At 61.1% G+C, this 14,004-nt stretch carries 13 protein-coding genes and 3 tRNA genes; 3 read left to right on the forward strand and 13 right to left on the reverse strand.

The genetic code is table 11. The features are described from left to right. Positions 1-74: 74 nt before the first annotated feature. Complete coding sequence (locus tag LMT64_RS08180) at positions 75-1,484, forward strand: L-lactate MFS transporter (RefSeq protein ID WP_126351116.1); 1,410 nt, start codon at positions 75-77, stop codon at positions 1,482-1,484. Positions 1,485-1,496: 12 nt separating this feature from the next. Then, complete coding sequence (locus tag LMT64_RS14200) at positions 1,497-1,619, forward strand: MFS transporter small subunit (protein ID WP_267869766.1); 123 nt, start codon at positions 1,497-1,499, stop codon at positions 1,617-1,619. 65 nt (positions 1,620-1,684) lie between these two features. On the opposite strand, the gene LMT64_RS08185 is transcribed toward LMT64_RS14200, so the two are convergent. The 8 genes from LMT64_RS08185 to LMT64_RS08220 all read right to left on the reverse strand — a co-directional run bounded on the left by LMT64_RS08185 (position 1,685) and on the right by LMT64_RS08220 (position 10,483). Beyond that, on the reverse strand, positions 1,685-2,161 hold the full coding sequence (locus LMT64_RS08185; RefSeq protein WP_126351115.1) for a hypothetical protein: 477 nt from the start codon (positions 2,159-2,161) through the stop codon (positions 1,685-1,687). Next, positions 2,158-2,520: an ArsC/Spx/MgsR family protein gene (locus LMT64_RS08190; RefSeq protein ID WP_126351114.1), complete on the reverse strand. Its 363-nt coding sequence runs from the start codon at positions 2,518-2,520 to the stop codon at positions 2,158-2,160. Before LMT64_RS08190 ends, LMT64_RS08185 begins: the two co-directional genes overlap by 4 nt. 90 nt (positions 2,521-2,610) lie before the next feature. Next, positions 2,611-3,609 (reverse strand): Holliday junction branch migration DNA helicase RuvB, encoded by a 999-nt coding sequence (gene ruvB, locus LMT64_RS08195; protein ID WP_126351113.1) that lies wholly within the window; start codon positions 3,607-3,609, stop codon positions 2,611-2,613. Between the two features lie 48 nt (positions 3,610-3,657). Next, entirely contained in the window at positions 3,658-4,362 is a 705-nt protein-coding gene (locus tag LMT64_RS08200; RefSeq protein ID WP_126351112.1) for an SCO family protein, read from the reverse strand. A 102-nt stretch (positions 4,363-4,464) separates the two neighbouring features. Further along, on the reverse strand, positions 4,465-6,918 hold the full coding sequence (locus tag LMT64_RS08205) for a cbb3-type cytochrome c oxidase subunit I (RefSeq protein WP_126351111.1): 2,454 nt from the start codon (positions 6,916-6,918) through the stop codon (positions 4,465-4,467). Then, positions 6,915-8,186: a cytochrome c oxidase subunit II gene (locus tag LMT64_RS08210; RefSeq protein ID WP_229253149.1), complete on the reverse strand. Its 1,272-nt coding sequence runs from the start codon at positions 8,184-8,186 to the stop codon at positions 6,915-6,917. Before LMT64_RS08210 ends, LMT64_RS08205 begins: the two co-directional genes overlap by 4 nt. Before the next feature lie 339 nt (positions 8,187-8,525). Continuing rightward, positions 8,526-9,464, reverse strand: a complete 939-nt coding sequence (locus LMT64_RS08215) for a heme o synthase (protein ID WP_126351109.1) — start codon at positions 9,462-9,464, stop codon at positions 8,526-8,528. After that, entirely contained in the window at positions 9,461-10,483 is a 1,023-nt protein-coding gene (locus LMT64_RS08220; RefSeq protein WP_126351141.1) for a COX15/CtaA family protein, read from the reverse strand. The genes LMT64_RS08215 and LMT64_RS08220 overlap by 4 nt, the downstream gene beginning before the upstream one ends. Positions 10,484-10,690: 207 nt before the next feature. On the opposite strand from LMT64_RS08220, the gene LMT64_RS08225 reads away from it, so the two are divergent. Then, a complete protein-coding gene (locus LMT64_RS08225) occupies positions 10,691-11,065 on the forward strand; it encodes a 2Fe-2S iron-sulfur cluster-binding protein (RefSeq protein ID WP_229253150.1) in 375 nt (124 codons plus the stop codon). Between the two features lie 88 nt (positions 11,066-11,153). On the opposite strand, the gene mltG is transcribed toward LMT64_RS08225, so the two are convergent. The 5 genes from mltG to meaB all read right to left on the reverse strand — a co-directional run bounded on the left by mltG (position 11,154) and on the right by meaB (position 13,881). After that, complete coding sequence (mltG, locus tag LMT64_RS08230) at positions 11,154-12,179, reverse strand: endolytic transglycosylase MltG (RefSeq protein WP_126351107.1); 1,026 nt, start codon at positions 12,177-12,179, stop codon at positions 11,154-11,156. 408 nt (positions 12,180-12,587) lie between these two features. Further along, positions 12,588-12,662: transfer RNA gene (locus LMT64_RS08235), tRNA-Thr, on the reverse strand. Positions 12,663-12,675: 13 nt separating this feature from the next. Then, positions 12,676-12,751, reverse strand: a tRNA-Phe gene (locus tag LMT64_RS08240). Positions 12,752-12,777: 26 nt separating this feature from the next. Further along, positions 12,778-12,853, reverse strand: a tRNA-Asp gene (locus LMT64_RS08245). Positions 12,854-12,942: 89 nt separating this feature from the next. Further along, positions 12,943-13,881 carry a methylmalonyl Co-A mutase-associated GTPase MeaB gene (meaB, locus tag LMT64_RS08250; protein ID WP_126351106.1) on the reverse strand — a complete coding sequence of 313 codons (939 nt, stop codon included), beginning with the start codon at positions 13,879-13,881 and terminating at the stop codon, positions 12,943-12,945. Between the last annotated feature and the right edge of the window lie 123 nt (positions 13,882-14,004).

Genomic DNA, 14,004 nt, shown 5'->3' on the forward strand with positions numbered 1-14,004 from the left:
CGGAAGGTTACGACTGTACGTTTGGTATAGACGCCTGCTGCTGTCCCATCCGAAGAAAGCGAGGAGGGCGAACAATGGGATTCCTGGACCGCATACACTCGGTGGCCCCGCCAGGCTGGAACCGCTGGCTGGTGCCACCTGCTGCACTGGCCGTTCACCTCAGCATCGGGCAGATTTATGGATACTCGGTGTTCAACAAGCCGCTGACCCGTCAGATCAGCGGGGATCTGGACGCCGCACAGGGCGCAGCCGGAGACTGGAGCCTGCTGCAGGTCGGCCTGATCTTCAGCGTGGCGCTCTTTTTCCTAGGTGCGTCTTCGGCACTTTTCGGCAAATGGGTCGAGCGCGAAGGCCCGCGCAAGACCATGTTCGCCTCGGCGCTGCTGTTTTGCACTGGATTTGTGGTGGCGGCCATCGGTGTGCGGATGCACAGCCTGCCGCTGATCATTCTGGGCAATGGCGTGCTAGGCGGCATCGGTCTGGGGCTAGGCTATATCAGCCCGGTCAGTACCCTGATGAAATGGTTCCCGGACCGCCCTGGCCTGGCGACAGGTATGGCGATCATGGGCTTCGGCGGCGGCGCTCTGCTGGGCAGCCCACTGGGCACCGCCCTGATGAACCGCTTTGCTGGCGACGGCACCCTGGGCGTCAGCAGCGCTTTTCTGTGGATGGCGGGCATCTACTTCCTGATGATGATGTTCGGGGCCTTTCTGGTACGGGTGCCACGTGAAGACTGGAAGCCTGCAGGCTGGGCCCCCACTGAGAACGCTGCTAACGCCATGATCTCCCGGCACCATGTGCTGGTAGACGAGGCCATGAAGACGCCACAGTTCTGGCTCCTGTTCGCCGTGCTGTTCCTGAACGTGACCGCAGGCATCGGCGTGCTGGGGCAGGCCAGCGTGATGATTCAGGAGATGTTCAGCGACAGCGTTCTTGGCGATGGTCGGGGCGTTACCGCTGCCGCTGCCGCTGGCTTCGTGGGCCTGCTCAGCATCTTCAATATGGCGGGCCGATTCATCTGGTCGTCCACTTCGGACCGTATCGGGCGCAAGCCGACTTACATGATCTTCTTTGCACTGGGAACCTTACTGTACTTTCTGGTGCCGCAGTTCGGCCAGATGGGAAGCCTGGTGCTGTTCATCCTCGCCATGTGCGTCATCATGAGCATGTATGGCGGTGGCTTTGCGACCATCCCCGCCTATCTGCGCGACATGTTCGGCACCCGCAACGTGGGCGCCATTCACGGACGGCTGCTGCTGGCCTGGAGCGCTGCCGCCATTGCCGGACCAACCCTGCTCAACGGTTTCCGTGACCGTCAGATTGCGGCAGGCGTGGCCCCCGCCGACGCCTACAGCACAGTGATGTACATCATGGCTGGGCTGCTGGTCCTGGGCTTTATCGCCAATTGGCTGGTAAGGCCCGTGGCCGAGCGGCACTGGGTCCCGGCTGAAGAACCCGTCACCGCCGAGCTGGGCAAGCCCTAAAGGAGCGCTGTCATGACCAATGAAACCGTCCGTTCCGTCTCTCCCGTGCTGATCGCCTTGGCCTGGCTGGTCGTCTTGATTCCGCTGGCCTGGGGCGTCTGGCAAACCCTCATCAAAGTGGCGCAGCTGTTCTGAGCGTCAACCCGCGCAGGCAAGAAACCGGATACTCAACTGTCCGGCTTCTTTTTTTGTTCTCACCATCACCAGTCGAAATACAGCCGGATGCCCTGATACCCCGACCTACGGAAACACTGCACACCGTAATGCTCGCCGCCACCCCCATGAAGCACCCGCGACGCCTGGGCACCACGCAGCTCCGCGAAGCACCCTGCGAACTGCTGCGGCGTCAGTGTCAGGCCAAATGCCTGACGGGTCAGGCGTGACCAGTAGGTGTTCAGGCGGCCCTGCGCTGGGGTCACCGCTTCCATTCCCATCACCCGCCCCGAGGGCGACAGGCTGAGTTTCAGCCGGACATCCAGCCCCAGCAGCTGTACGGTGACACCTGATTCTGTACGGCTCAGCTCGTGGCAGCCCCACTCACGGCAGGGCGCGAAGCTGGCGGCCTGATACACTTCGCCCAGCAGGTCATGGCGCTGATAAATGCTGGACTGGGCCTGAACTGCAGGCAGGGCGCACAGCCCCAACGCACCCAAGACCACTAGACCTACGCGCCTCATCCAACCATCTCGGCCCAGACCGCTTTGGCCTGAGTGTCCTCCCCGACCGCCAGCCGCTTGCCGCCGCGCACCAGGGGCAGGCGCAGCAGACCAGGATCATCCAGCATTTTCTGGAGCAGGCTGTCATCGCTGACCCGCAGATATTCCAGGCCCGCGTCTTTGTAGGCTTTGCCCTCCATGTCCAGCAGGGCATTCAAGCCAAATTTCTGCACGAAGCGGGTCAGTTCGCCTTTGCTCATGGGGCGCTGAGCGAGGTCCACGTAATGCACCCCCACGCGCCGCTCCTTGAAAAACCGCTCGGCAGCGCGTGCGCCTTTGCTCTTTTTGGTGCCGAAAATCTGGACGGTGACCTCTGCCATGCTCCAAGTGTAGCGGCAGGCCAGTGAACTCAGCCTCACACAAACTTACAGTGGCGACAGCGCAGCGCGACCTGCCAGGGACAGTCCAGGTCAGTTCACATAAAAGCCCAGATCACCGTCACCGCTGACCGGCAAGCCCAGGTGATCGTAGGCGTGAGCGGTGGCCACCCGGCCACGTGGCGTGCGCTTGATAAAGCCCAGCTGAATCAGGTACGGCTCGTACACGTCTTCCAGCGTCAGCGCGTCTTCACTGATCGCCGTGGCCAGCGTATCCACACCGACCGGACCACCCGCAAAGCGGTGAATCAGGGTTTCCAGGTACTTCTTGTCGCGGTCGTCCAGTCCGGCGCTGTCCAGACCCAGCTTGTCCAGGGCGTCGTGGGCACGCTCCAGGGTAATCACCGGTTCGCCGGCCACTTCGGCAAAGTCGCGGACCCGCCGCAGCAGCCGCTTGGCGATACGCATGGTGCCCCGGCTGCGACCTCCAATCTCCAGCGCGGCTTCCCCTTGCAGCGCGAAACCCAGCAGGCCAGCGTCGCGCAGCAGGTTCTGACCGATTTCCTCGGCAGTGTAATATTCCAGGTGCTCAATGATCCCAAAGCGCGAGCGCATCGGTGCGGTGATCAGACCAGGGCGGGTGGTCGCGCCCACCAGGGTAAAGCGCGGCAGCGGCAGCTCGATGGTGCGGGCGGCTGGGCCCTGTCCCAGCACGATGTCCAGCTTGAAATCTTCCATCGCGGGGTAGAGGTGCTCCTCCGCCACACGGCCCAGGCGGTGAATCTCGTCAATAAACAGCACGTCGCCCTCTTCCAGCGAGTTGGTCAAGATGGCAGCCAAGTCACCCGGCTTTTCGATGGCGGGGCCAGAGGTCTTCTGAAGGTTCACCCCCAACTCGTAAGCGATAATGTGCGCCAACGTCGTCTTGCCTAACCCCGGCGGGCCGAACAGCAGGGTGTGGTCCAGGGCCTCGCTGCGCCCCCGCGCCGCTTGCAGGTACACGCCCAGCTTGTCTTTCAATTTGGTCTGCCCGACATACTCATTCAGACTGCGTGGCCGCAAGGCATGATCGGAGAATTCTGCTGAGGTCATAATGGATATTGTACGTTACTTGATGGCCCGAATAAAGGGGTGTCCAGCCTACTGTGGACCATACTGCGCCACCAGTGCGGGCAGATCCTGAGCCAGCTGGCCGCTCGCCACCGCCTGATTGCCGTACACCCGCACAAAATTACCCTGGATATCCACCACGCTGACCTGATCGCTGTGAATCATGGCCGCCTCGGCAGCGCTTTCCTGTGGGGGGGCAGCACCCGTGTCCACGCTTGCGCCGCTCTGTGCTGTCTCGGTGTTGGCGCTCATGTGCGCCGAGTGATCGGTGGCTTCGGCGGTAGGCAGGCGGGTAATGCCCACGAACATGCTACGGGCGGCTTCATCTATGGACGCTGTCTCTCCAGTCAGACCCACAAAGCGGTCATCGAACCTGTTGAGGTACTCGCGCAGCACCGCCGGTCGGTCATGCACCGGGTCCACACTGACCAGTTGCACCAGCACTTTGTCCTGTAGGTCGGCAGGTAAGGCGCTGTACTGGCTGGACAGCACCCCCAGCGTGGTTGGGCAGACATCCGGGCAGCGCACGAATCCGTAAAAGATCAGCCGCAATTTGCCCTGTGAATCATTCAGTGCCGCCGGTTGATCCTGGTCACTGAGCAGTGTCAGCGCAGGCAGAGGCTTGGGGTCGGCCAGGGCCGTACCGTACTGCGGCTGCGGGTCTGTCTGGCGCAAAAAGAGCAGGCCCGCCAACACGGCAGCAATCAGCAGGAGAACAGGAGTCAACCATTTCACCCGCCCAGGGTAACGGGCCAAGTGGTGAACAGTGTCCCGGATGGACCAATATAAAAAATGCCCCCCAAGCTGGGAGGCATTCGTCAGAGCGAGAAGCGAGGTTTACCAGGCGTAGAACAGCGCCACGATCAGGAGCCAGACCACGTCCACCAAGTGCCAGTACATGCTGGCAGGGGCCAGAGAGCCGTGGTTGTACTTGTCAATCTTGCTGGTCATGGACTGGTAGAACGGCAGGGCCACACCCGTGGCGCCGATCAAGATGTGCAGACCGTGCAGACCCACGATGATAAAGAAGCAAGCTTGCCAGAGGTTCTGCTGCCAGTCGCTTTCCAGGCCGAACAGCGTGAACTCATAGACCTGGAAGATCATGAACACGGCACCCAGCAGCAGTGTGATGAACATCAGGATACGTGCCCACTTGTGGCGGCCCTGGTGCTGCATCTGCTCGGCAGTATGAATGGTCATGGAGCTGCTGACCAGCACGATGGTGTTCAGGATTGCCAGCCACATGGCCGGGCGGCTGATCGGATCAGGCTCGGCCAGCCCAGTGGCGCGGTAGTAGATGAAGCCCGCGAGCAACACGCCGAACAGCGTCACTTCCGAGATGATGAACCAGGCCATACCCAGGAAGCCGTTGTCGTACTTGGTCACGCCGTGGTGAGCCACCGGCACGTCGTATTCACGGGTGCCGGCCCACTTGAACAGCGCATAGAAGAACAGCGGCAAGCTCAGGTACAGCAGGACCGACGCAAACTTGAACAGTCCGGTCATATCGGACCAGCTTTGCAGGCCAGTGTCGGGCAGATAAGGCGTAAACCAGCCGAAGGTCAGACCGAAGCCCATAGGCAGCAGCGCAAAGGCCGTCAGGAAAGGCCAGGGGCTATCCACCGGCAGGTGAATGGTCTTGGGGTCCAGCGGGGTGAGGGTGTCACCGTTCTTCTCCCAGTCGTACAGCGGACGCTCGGAAGGGAAGGTCTTGGGGAAATCCACCGCAAAGTTGTAAGCCGGAGGCGGGCTGGAGGTGGCCCACTCCAGGGTGTAGCCACCCCAGGGGTTGGGTCCAGCGGTGATGGGCTTACGCATGCTCTGCAGCATGGCCCAGACCATCACGGCGCCGCCGACCAGCAGAATCAAGGCACCGATGGTGCTGATGAAGTTCAGCTCGGTCCAGGCGTAGTTGCCCTCAGGGTAGGTGTAGTAACGGCGGGGCATGCCCAGCAGACCCAGGATGTACTGAGGCAGGAAGGTCATCCAGGAGCCGATCATAAAGAGCCAGAAGTGCAAGCGGCCCAGTTTCTCGTCCAGGAAGCGGCCCGTCATCTTGGGCCACCAGTAGTAGATACCGGCCATCGCCAGGAAGGCGGTGCCGAACATCATCACGTTGTGGAAGTGGGCCACCACGTAGTAAGAGGCCGTCACCTGATAGTCGAAGGGAATCATGCCCAGCGACACGCCGGTAATTCCACCGATCAGGAAGTTGAAGATAAAGCCCACCAGCCACAGGGTCGGCGTCTTCATCATGATGCGGCCACCCCACATGGTGAAGATCAGGTTGAAGATCTTGACGCCCGTGGGCACAGCCACGATCAGGGTGGCGATCATGAAGGCAATTTGCCAGGCTTCAGGGACGCCCACGGCGAACATGTGGTGCACCCACACCAGCAGCGACACAAACACGATGGCCATCATGGAGTACACCATGACGCGGTAGCCGAACAGCGGCTTGCGGCTCATGGTGCTCGCCACCTCGGCAGCAATGCCCAGGTAAGGCAGCAGCATGACGTACACCGCCGGGTGCGAGTAGAACCAGAAGAACTGCTGGAACAGTACGGGCGCCGCACCAATGTCGGCCTTGTACATACTCAGGCCCAGCTTGATTTCCAAGAAGGTGGTCAGCGCAGCGGCAGTCAGGCCACTCAGGCTGATCAGCTGCAAGATGGCCGTGGCGAACAGCGACCAGGTGAAGATGGGCATCTGCCACAGGCTCATGCCCTCGGCACGCAGGTTCATGATGGTGGCAGCAAAGTTGGCGCTCCCGAACAACGAACCCAGGCCGTTCAGCAAAATCGCCATCATGAAAATGGCCACGCCGGTCTGGTTGCCGTCCAGCGTCAGTGGGTAGTAGAACGTCCAGCCGACAGTGGGGTAGCCGCCGCCCACAATGGCCAGCAAAGCCAGAATCAGCGAAAAGGCGAAGGACCACACCGCGAAGGTGTTGAGCCGGGGCAGCGCCACATCGCGCACACCCAGTTGCAGGGGGAGGAAATAGTTCCCGAAGCCGAAAAGGCCGATAGGAATCAAGAAGAAGAACAGCATGACCGCCGCGTGCATGGTCAGCACCTGGTTGTACATGTTGCCGACCAGGAAGTCCTGATTGGGCAGTGCCAGTTGCAGACGAATCATCACGGCCAGGATGCCGCCCACCGCCAGACCCACCAGCGACAGGATGATGTACATCAGCCCGATCTTCTTGTGGTCTACGGTGTTCATCATGTCCCACAGCACCGCACCAATGCCTTTACGCTCGGCGGTGTGGGAAGAGTGTTGGACCGTCATTGTGGACCTCCGGGCAAGATGGACTCACTGTTGAAGCGTTCTACCTTCTGCCAGTAATTGGCCTCTTCGGGCAGCTGCAGCGACTTGAGATACGCCGCGACATCCGAGATTTCCTCAGCGGTCAACACGCCGCCTTTTTGCTCTTGACCATTGACCTGATAGGTGCTGCCGTCATAGGGCGGCATCAGGCTACCGGGTTTGACGCCAGGACTGTTGGTCAGCCAGTTGATCAGGTGCTGATTGGCCTGAGGATCATCCCAGCCCTGCTCTAGTGGCGCTTCCCACATGCCAGCCCCCAGGGTGCGGCGGGTTCCGAAAAAGCTCAGGTCGGGGCCGACCGGGCTGTTGGCGGGGGTGCCCTGCACGCGGTGGCAGGCCGCACAGGCCACCGCGCCCGTTTCGGCCTTACCGTTCATGAACAGGTTGTAGCCGCGCTCCTCGGCACTGCCGGGAGCAGGCTCAGGGGCCACATAGTTTTGCGCCGCAGAAATAAAGGTGGCGTAGTCGGTGGGGTCCAGCGCAATGACCTTGTAACGCATGTTGGCGTGAGAAGCGCCACACAAGTAGTTACAGTTGCCTTGATAAACGGCTGGGCGGTCAGTGTGAACGGTCCAGACCTTTTCCGAACCTGGAATGGCCTGACGCTGCGCCCCAATGTTAGGAGTCCAGAACTCGTGAATCACGTCACCCGCTTGCAGGGTCAGTTTGGTGTCAATCGGGTCGCCCGATTCACTCCGGCCCGCAGGCATGATCATCTCGTTGCCGTTGGCCACCAGACCGCCCGCTGCCGACTCGGTATCGGTGTAGGTAAAGTTCCACCAGAACTGCTTGGCCAGCGCGGTGATTTCGGACCCGACATTTTCCTCGACCACCGGGGTGGTCTGCGCCATCGTACGCACACTGAGCACGCTCAGCAGCAGCACAATAACGACTGGGAAGCCGACCAGCACGACTTCAAGCTTGTCGTTGCCGTGGAACTGCTGGGCCTCGTCAGGGTTCTTGTCTTCACGGAACCGAAAGACCGTATAAAACAGCAGGGCCGATACGCCCAGAAAAATAATGATGGATAGGGCAATGGCCACGATGCTCAGCTCCCACATCGCTACGTTGTAGCGGGACGCCAGGTCACCGATGGTCAAGGTCTGTTGTGCCGGCTGGCAGCCAGTCAGCAACCCCAGTCCCAGCAAACCAGTCAGGGCCAGGCCACGCCTGCCTCTGGCCCGCAGGCCCTTTGCCCTGCCGGTACAGGTACGCTTGGTGTTCAACATCTCTCCTTTCCTCGCTCTCAATAGTCTAAGCAAGAATGCCACGCCTATGTTGACATGTTTTCCCCTGGACGCGGACATACAGAGGGACACTCGGGGCGGCGAATCTGGCTGCGGACCCTATGGGCAGAGGTTCAGTGTGGCCGTGCAGGCTTGCCGAACGTTTGGTCAGGACGCGGCTGCAAGGAAATCCTACAGCCGGCCAGGAAAGACGCCGTCCCTCATCTCTGACAAGTCGCACGTCTTCCTATCAGATCACCCTGACACGGTGTCAATTGTCCTCATTGGCACAGGGAACATGTGGTCTGAACGTGGCCCCACAACGGCCACGGGGACAGCGCGTCAGGTCAACAGCACTCGGTCAGCGGCGCCCGCCACGAACAGCAGGGCCAGGTACAACATGGAATAGAGGTACAGCGGCAGCATTTCCTTCTTGTTGGGGTGCCCGCCGCCCATGACATAGCGGTACAGCTTCCAAGACAACCACAGCAACCAGCCACCCAACAGCAGGGCCGAGATGAAGTACAGCCAGCTGACAGCGCCGAAATAGACCGGCATGACTGACAGAACCACCGTATAGATGGCGTACAGCCCAATCTGCGCGGCCGTCATCCGGTCGCCGTGAACCACCGGCAACATCGGAATGCCGACTTCTTTGTATTCGTCTTGGATCATCATGGCCAGCGCCCAGAAATGAACCGGAGTCCAGAAGAAGACGATAGCGAACAGGAATCCGGCAAAGAGGTTCAGATCACCTGTGACAGCGGCCCAACCCACCAGGGGCGGAAAGCAGCCCGCCGCCCCCCCGATCACGATGTTGTGCCAGGTGGTGCGCTTGAGCCACATGGTGTAGATCACGACGTAAGTCAAAAACCCCGCCAAGCTCATCCAGGCGGCCAGTGGGGTGGCCCAGACCCACAGCGCTATGAAGGACAGCACCTGCAAAGCGGCCCCAAAGATAAAAGCGTTGCGGCTGGAGATCAGGCCCGATGAGGTGGGCCGCTGAGCGGTGCGGGCCATCTTGAGGTCAATGTCGCGGTCAATGATCATATTGAATACGCCCGCCGACCCCGCCGAGGCGTATCCGGCCAAGGACACGACAATCAGCAGCCACAGGCCGGACCAAAAAGTCTCACCCGGCCACCCCTGGGCCGCCATGAACATGGCAGTAAGGGTGGTCCACAGCAGCAGGCTGATCACCTTGGGCTTGGTCAGTGCGAGGTAGTCACGCCAGGTGGCGCTGATCCGCTCCGGCCTGGTTTCGGCCATGCCCGCCGTCATCCGGTGACTCCGGTTCCCGTGCCCACCGGGGAAGCTGACGTCTGGGGCGCAGCGTCTGAATCTGGGCTATAGAGGGCAAAGTAGCCCAACAGGAGCGTCATAAGCCACAGCATACAGGCCAGCAGCAGGTGCAGCAGCTGCATGGCGTCGGGCGCACGCAGATAGACGTTCACAAAGCCAGCAGTCACCTGCAGCGCCACCCCGACCGTCAGCAGCGTGGCCCAGAGGCCCACCTGTGCGCCGGACACCAAAGCACGCACCCGCCCCGCCATCCAGACCAGATAGGCACTGGTCCCGATAGCGATCAGGGGATGGAGTACCCGGAGTCGCTCGAAGAAGTGGGCGTCCAACCCAAAGTCATTGCGGACCGTATCCAGCGGTGAGCCTGGGGTGGGCCTAAACAGCAGGTCGCCCAGCGCGGTCACCGCCCCAGTCATGCCGACCAGCAGCGACAGCAGCAGCCCGGTGCCCACCAGCCACAGTACCCGCCTTCGGGTGCCGGGCAAACCACGCAGGCGTACCCCCGGAAAACCCGAGGCCCACAGCGCCGTGAGTAAGAGTACGCCCAGCAGCACGAAAGTGTTCGCCAGGTGGACGCCCTGAAACAGCCCGCGTGCCGGGTCGGTGCTGTCGGCGGTCAGGCCCAGCAGCACCTGCACCCCACCGACCAGACCCTCCAGCAGGATAAACACGAAACTGAGGACCGCGCCTAGCCGCACCGGATGGCCCCGGCCCGTCTGCCGGAAGGCCAGACCAATCAGCGCCAAGGCCAGCAAGCCGCTCGCGCCACTGGTCAGGCGGTGGCTGAACTCAATCAGGGTTTCGGTGGTCGGTGACGGCGGAACCACCACGCCGTTGCACAGTGGCCAGTGATCGCCGCAGCCGGCCCCTGCCCCAGTCACCCGGACCACGGCCCCCCACAGAATCACGGCCACGTTGTAGATCAGGGCGCCCCAGGCCAGATAAATCAGTCCCCGGCTGACCGGCCCCGACTGAGGCCGCGCCTGTGTGCCCCGCATATTTGCCTCGCTCAAGGTCTTTTCTCCTCCCTTTGCCACGGTCGCATTTCACCGCGCCCAACCCCCCTGCTCTGCGCCCGTCCAGTGCAGCGCCGGGGCCTCGCGGGTTCCAGCTGCCATTGTAGAGGCGACCCTCCCGGTCAAAAGGCCCAATTGTCCCCTTTGAATTTGGCCTGGTGGGTGGCGCTGAGATGCCACAATGCACAAATGTCCACTATCACCGTGAATGCCGAAGGTTTTGGCCAAATTGAAGTTCCGCAGGGTGAACGCCTGGTGCTGGCGCTCGAGCGCCTGGGCACTGGCATCCTGCACCGCTGCGGGGGCCAGGCCCGCTGCACCACCTGCCAGGTAGAGTTCACCTTGGGCGAACCACAGCAGATGACCCAGGCCGAGCGAGGCAAGCTGGAGGAAAAAGGCCTGCTGGGTCAGGTACGTCTGTCTTGCCAGATCGAGTGCCAGGCCGACATGACTGTGCGGGCCCTGCAAACTGAGGCCAGCACTGGACTGGAAGCAGGCAAGGCGCCTGCCTCTAGCATCGAACCCGAGCCGCAGTGGGTCCAGCAGCAGGAGCACAACATCTAGACCGCCCACCCAAGGCATCAGCCCACGCCGCTCAACTGAGCTGGACGTGGGCTGTATTGTTCAGCCACCTTCAAATGCCAGAATCAAATTACATGTACCGCTCTCGGTCTGCCAGGTGCTCATCATAGGTGGCATTCACATAAATCTTCTGGTCTTTGCCGTGCAGGAAGTACATGGCGTCACGCCCATCTGCCAGTTGACGCTGGGCGTTCAGCACCGCTTCTAGGGCAGGCGCACCAGGGTTGTTGATCGGCGTCTTGGGCAGGCCCTGACGGGTGTAGGTGCTCCAGTCATGGTCCACATCAAAGTCACCCGCGCTGCGGTCCAGTTCAGGCAGGTCTTTGCCCAGACCGTAAGCCACTGTGGGATCGCTGCCCAGCGTCATGCCGTCGCGCAGGCGGTTGAGAAAGACCCCCGCAATGATCGGCATTTCCTCGTTGTTGGCCGCTTCGGCCTGCACCATGCTGGCCAGGGTGGCCCAATCATAGACATTCAGGCCCAGCGATTCGGCCTGAGCGACGCGCTCAGGAGTGAATTCCTGATTCATGCGGCTGACCATCTGTCCTACAACTTCTTCGGCAGAGGCGCCTTCTTTGAATTCATAAGTGGCTGGAAATACGAAACCTTCAAGGTTCAGCTCGGCGTACTCACTCAGGGAAGGGTCATTCAGGGCTGCTTCAATGGCCGCCGGGTCAAAGCCGGACTTCTCGAAAATAGGTGGCAAGTCTTTGATCCGTAGGCCCTCGGGCACCGCTACCTTCACGGTAGGAATCCGGGGGGTGCCAGCCAGCGCTTCAGCCACCTCGGCTACAGTCATCTGACCGCTGACATCGTAAAGGCCTTCCTTGAGCGAACCGTCGGTTCCAGCACGGCGCATCTCATAGCGCAGGGCGTCGGCACTGCGGACCACCTCGTTGTCTTCCAGTTCCTGCGCGACAGCGGCCAGGGTATCTCCCGGCTGAACTTCCAGGGTGTATTCCCCGCCCCCAGCAGGACCAGTCTGGCCTGTCAGAAACCAGGCCGCAACACCACCGGCCAGAATCAGCAGCATCAGTAGCGGCATCAGGATTTTGGCCCAGAGGGGCAGACCTTGCCTACTTCCCAGCCGGGTCATCCTCGGCTCCTATCACGGCAAACATTCATTGTTTTCCAGAATACTCGAAAGTCTGTACCCGCAGAAACGGCATACCCCTCTAGGGGCATACTCAACACCGTCCCAGTCATCAAAACGTATAGAAAAGCACCCCAGAAGTCGGGCAAAAACAGCTCACCATTTATTGAGAACGGCAGTAGTCTGCATTGATTGGTGGGTGGTGGCGACTGTGTAGCGCGCTCGGCAATCCATTGGGTCAATGTCAATTTATGCCGTTATCAATAAGTCGACTTGGGGAGCCAGGCAGCCACGGTGGGCCTGCGGCTTGACACCTCCTCATAGGTCCGCCACTTAAGACGATTGAGCAAAGCAGGTTTTGAGTCAGAGGCCGACATAGCAAAAAAACCCGCGCTAGGCGGGTCTCTGTTGTGGAGCCAGAGGTCGGAATTGAACCGACGACCTACTGATTACGAATCAGTTGCTCTACCCCTGAGCTACACTGGCAGCTAATAAAGAGTGGTGGCAACGGGCGGACTCGAACCGCCGACCCAACGATTTTCAGTCGTTTGCTCTACCAACTGAGCTACATTGCCAAGGATGCTCCCCAACGGGGAGACTTTGGCGGTCCGGACGGGATTTGAACCCGCGACCTTCTGCGTGACAGGCAGATATGCTAACCGCTACACTACCGGACCAAAGGGCTACATAAAGCAGCGGAGTAAAGGATAGCCGCAGACTCGGCCCCTGTCAACTGCGTCACGCTTGTTTACAAGGAGGCAGTAGCTCATGGTATCAACTGGCGGACCATTTGCACGGGTGTCTGCTGGCCAGCTTGCACCTGCTCACGTGCCGCGGCCAGTTCCTCGGCGCGGCCCGCAGCAAAAGCCTTCCAGACGGCTTCGCGCAGCAGCTCGTCAAACCAGGCCGCTGTCTGGGAACGGCGGCGGGCAGACAGGTCCACTTCTCCTCTGAACTGCTGCACGGCTTCCCAGAATCCCTCTATTCCTTTACCTGTCAGCGCCGATACCTGCAAGGCGCGGGGATGCCACTCAGCGGCGTGGGAGGTCAGTAGGCTGAGGGCAGCCGTCAACTGGGATTGTGCCCGGTTGGCAGCCTTGGGATCGGTGTCGGCCTTGTTCACCACGGCCAGGTCACACAGTTCCATGATCCCGCGCTTGATCCCCTGCAACTCATCGCCGGCATTGGGCAGCGTCAACAACACGAACAGATCGGTCATGCCGGCCACCTGCGTTTCACTCTGGCCCACACCCACCGTCTCGACCAGAATCACGTCGTAACCAGCAGCTTCGCACAGGGTCATGGCCTCGCGCGTCCGGCGGGCCACCCCGCCCAGGGTGCCTCCCGACGGACTGGGCCGAATAAAAGCCTGCGGGTGAACACTCAGGCCGGGCATGCGGGTCTTGTCCCCCATGATGGAACCGCCAGTCCGTACTGAGCTGGGGTCCACCGCCAGCACCGCCACCCGGTGGCCCCGCTCAGCCAACCACAGCCCCAGCGCCTCAATGAACGTACTTTTGCCTACGCCTGGTACGCCAGTCAGCCCGATACGAATGCTCCGGCCCCCTTGCGGGGCCAATTCGGTGAGTAACTCTTGGGCCGACGCTTCATCCTGGGGCCGGGTACTTTCGACCAGGGTGATAGCGCGGGCCAGGGCGCGGCGCTGCCCGGCCAAGAGCGGCGCGGCGAGGAGGTGCGGTGACATAGACCCATGCTAAGTGATGGTTCTGCTGCCCGAGCAACCGACTGAACAGAGCTGAGGTTAAAAACGGCAGAGAAACTTTTGACAAGTCTCCATCAAACACTCTCCCGCAGCCCTCCCGCTTAT

The organism is Deinococcus radiophilus (assembly GCF_020889625.1).
Taxonomy (GTDB): Bacteria; Deinococcota; Deinococci; order Deinococcales; family Deinococcaceae; genus Deinococcus; species Deinococcus radiophilus.

Coding starts and splice junctions, on each gene's coding strand:
- LMT64_RS08180 (WP_126351116.1), top strand. CDS start 75: ATGGGATTCCTGGACCGCATACACTCGGTGGCCCCGCCAGGCTGGAAC.
- LMT64_RS14200 (WP_267869766.1), top strand. CDS start 1,497: ATGACCAATGAAACCGTCCGTTCCGTCTCTCCCGTGCTGATCGCCTTG.
- LMT64_RS08185 (WP_126351115.1), bottom strand. CDS start 2,161: ATGAGGCGCGTAGGTCTAGTGGTCTTGGGTGCGTTGGGGCTGTGCGCC.
- LMT64_RS08190 (WP_126351114.1), bottom strand. CDS start 2,520: ATGGCAGAGGTCACCGTCCAGATTTTCGGCACCAAAAAGAGCAAAGGC.
- ruvB (WP_126351113.1), bottom strand. CDS start 3,609: ATGACCTCAGCAGAATTCTCCGATCATGCCTTGCGGCCACGCAGTCTG.
- LMT64_RS08205 (WP_126351111.1), bottom strand. CDS start 6,918: ATGACGGTCCAACACTCTTCCCACACCGCCGAGCGTAAAGGCATTGGT.
- LMT64_RS08210 (WP_229253149.1), bottom strand. CDS start 8,186: ATGTTGAACACCAAGCGTACCTGTACCGGCAGGGCAAAGGGCCTGCGG.
- LMT64_RS08215 (WP_126351109.1), bottom strand. CDS start 9,464: ATGACGGCGGGCATGGCCGAAACCAGGCCGGAGCGGATCAGCGCCACC.
- LMT64_RS08220 (WP_126351141.1), bottom strand. CDS start 10,483: ATGCGGGGCACACAGGCGCGGCCTCAGTCGGGGCCGGTCAGCCGGGGA.
- LMT64_RS08225 (WP_229253150.1), top strand. CDS start 10,691: ATGTCCACTATCACCGTGAATGCCGAAGGTTTTGGCCAAATTGAAGTT.
- mltG (WP_126351107.1), bottom strand. CDS start 12,179: ATGACCCGGCTGGGAAGTAGGCAAGGTCTGCCCCTCTGGGCCAAAATC.
- meaB (WP_126351106.1), bottom strand. CDS start 13,881: ATGTCACCGCACCTCCTCGCCGCGCCGCTCTTGGCCGGGCAGCGCCGC.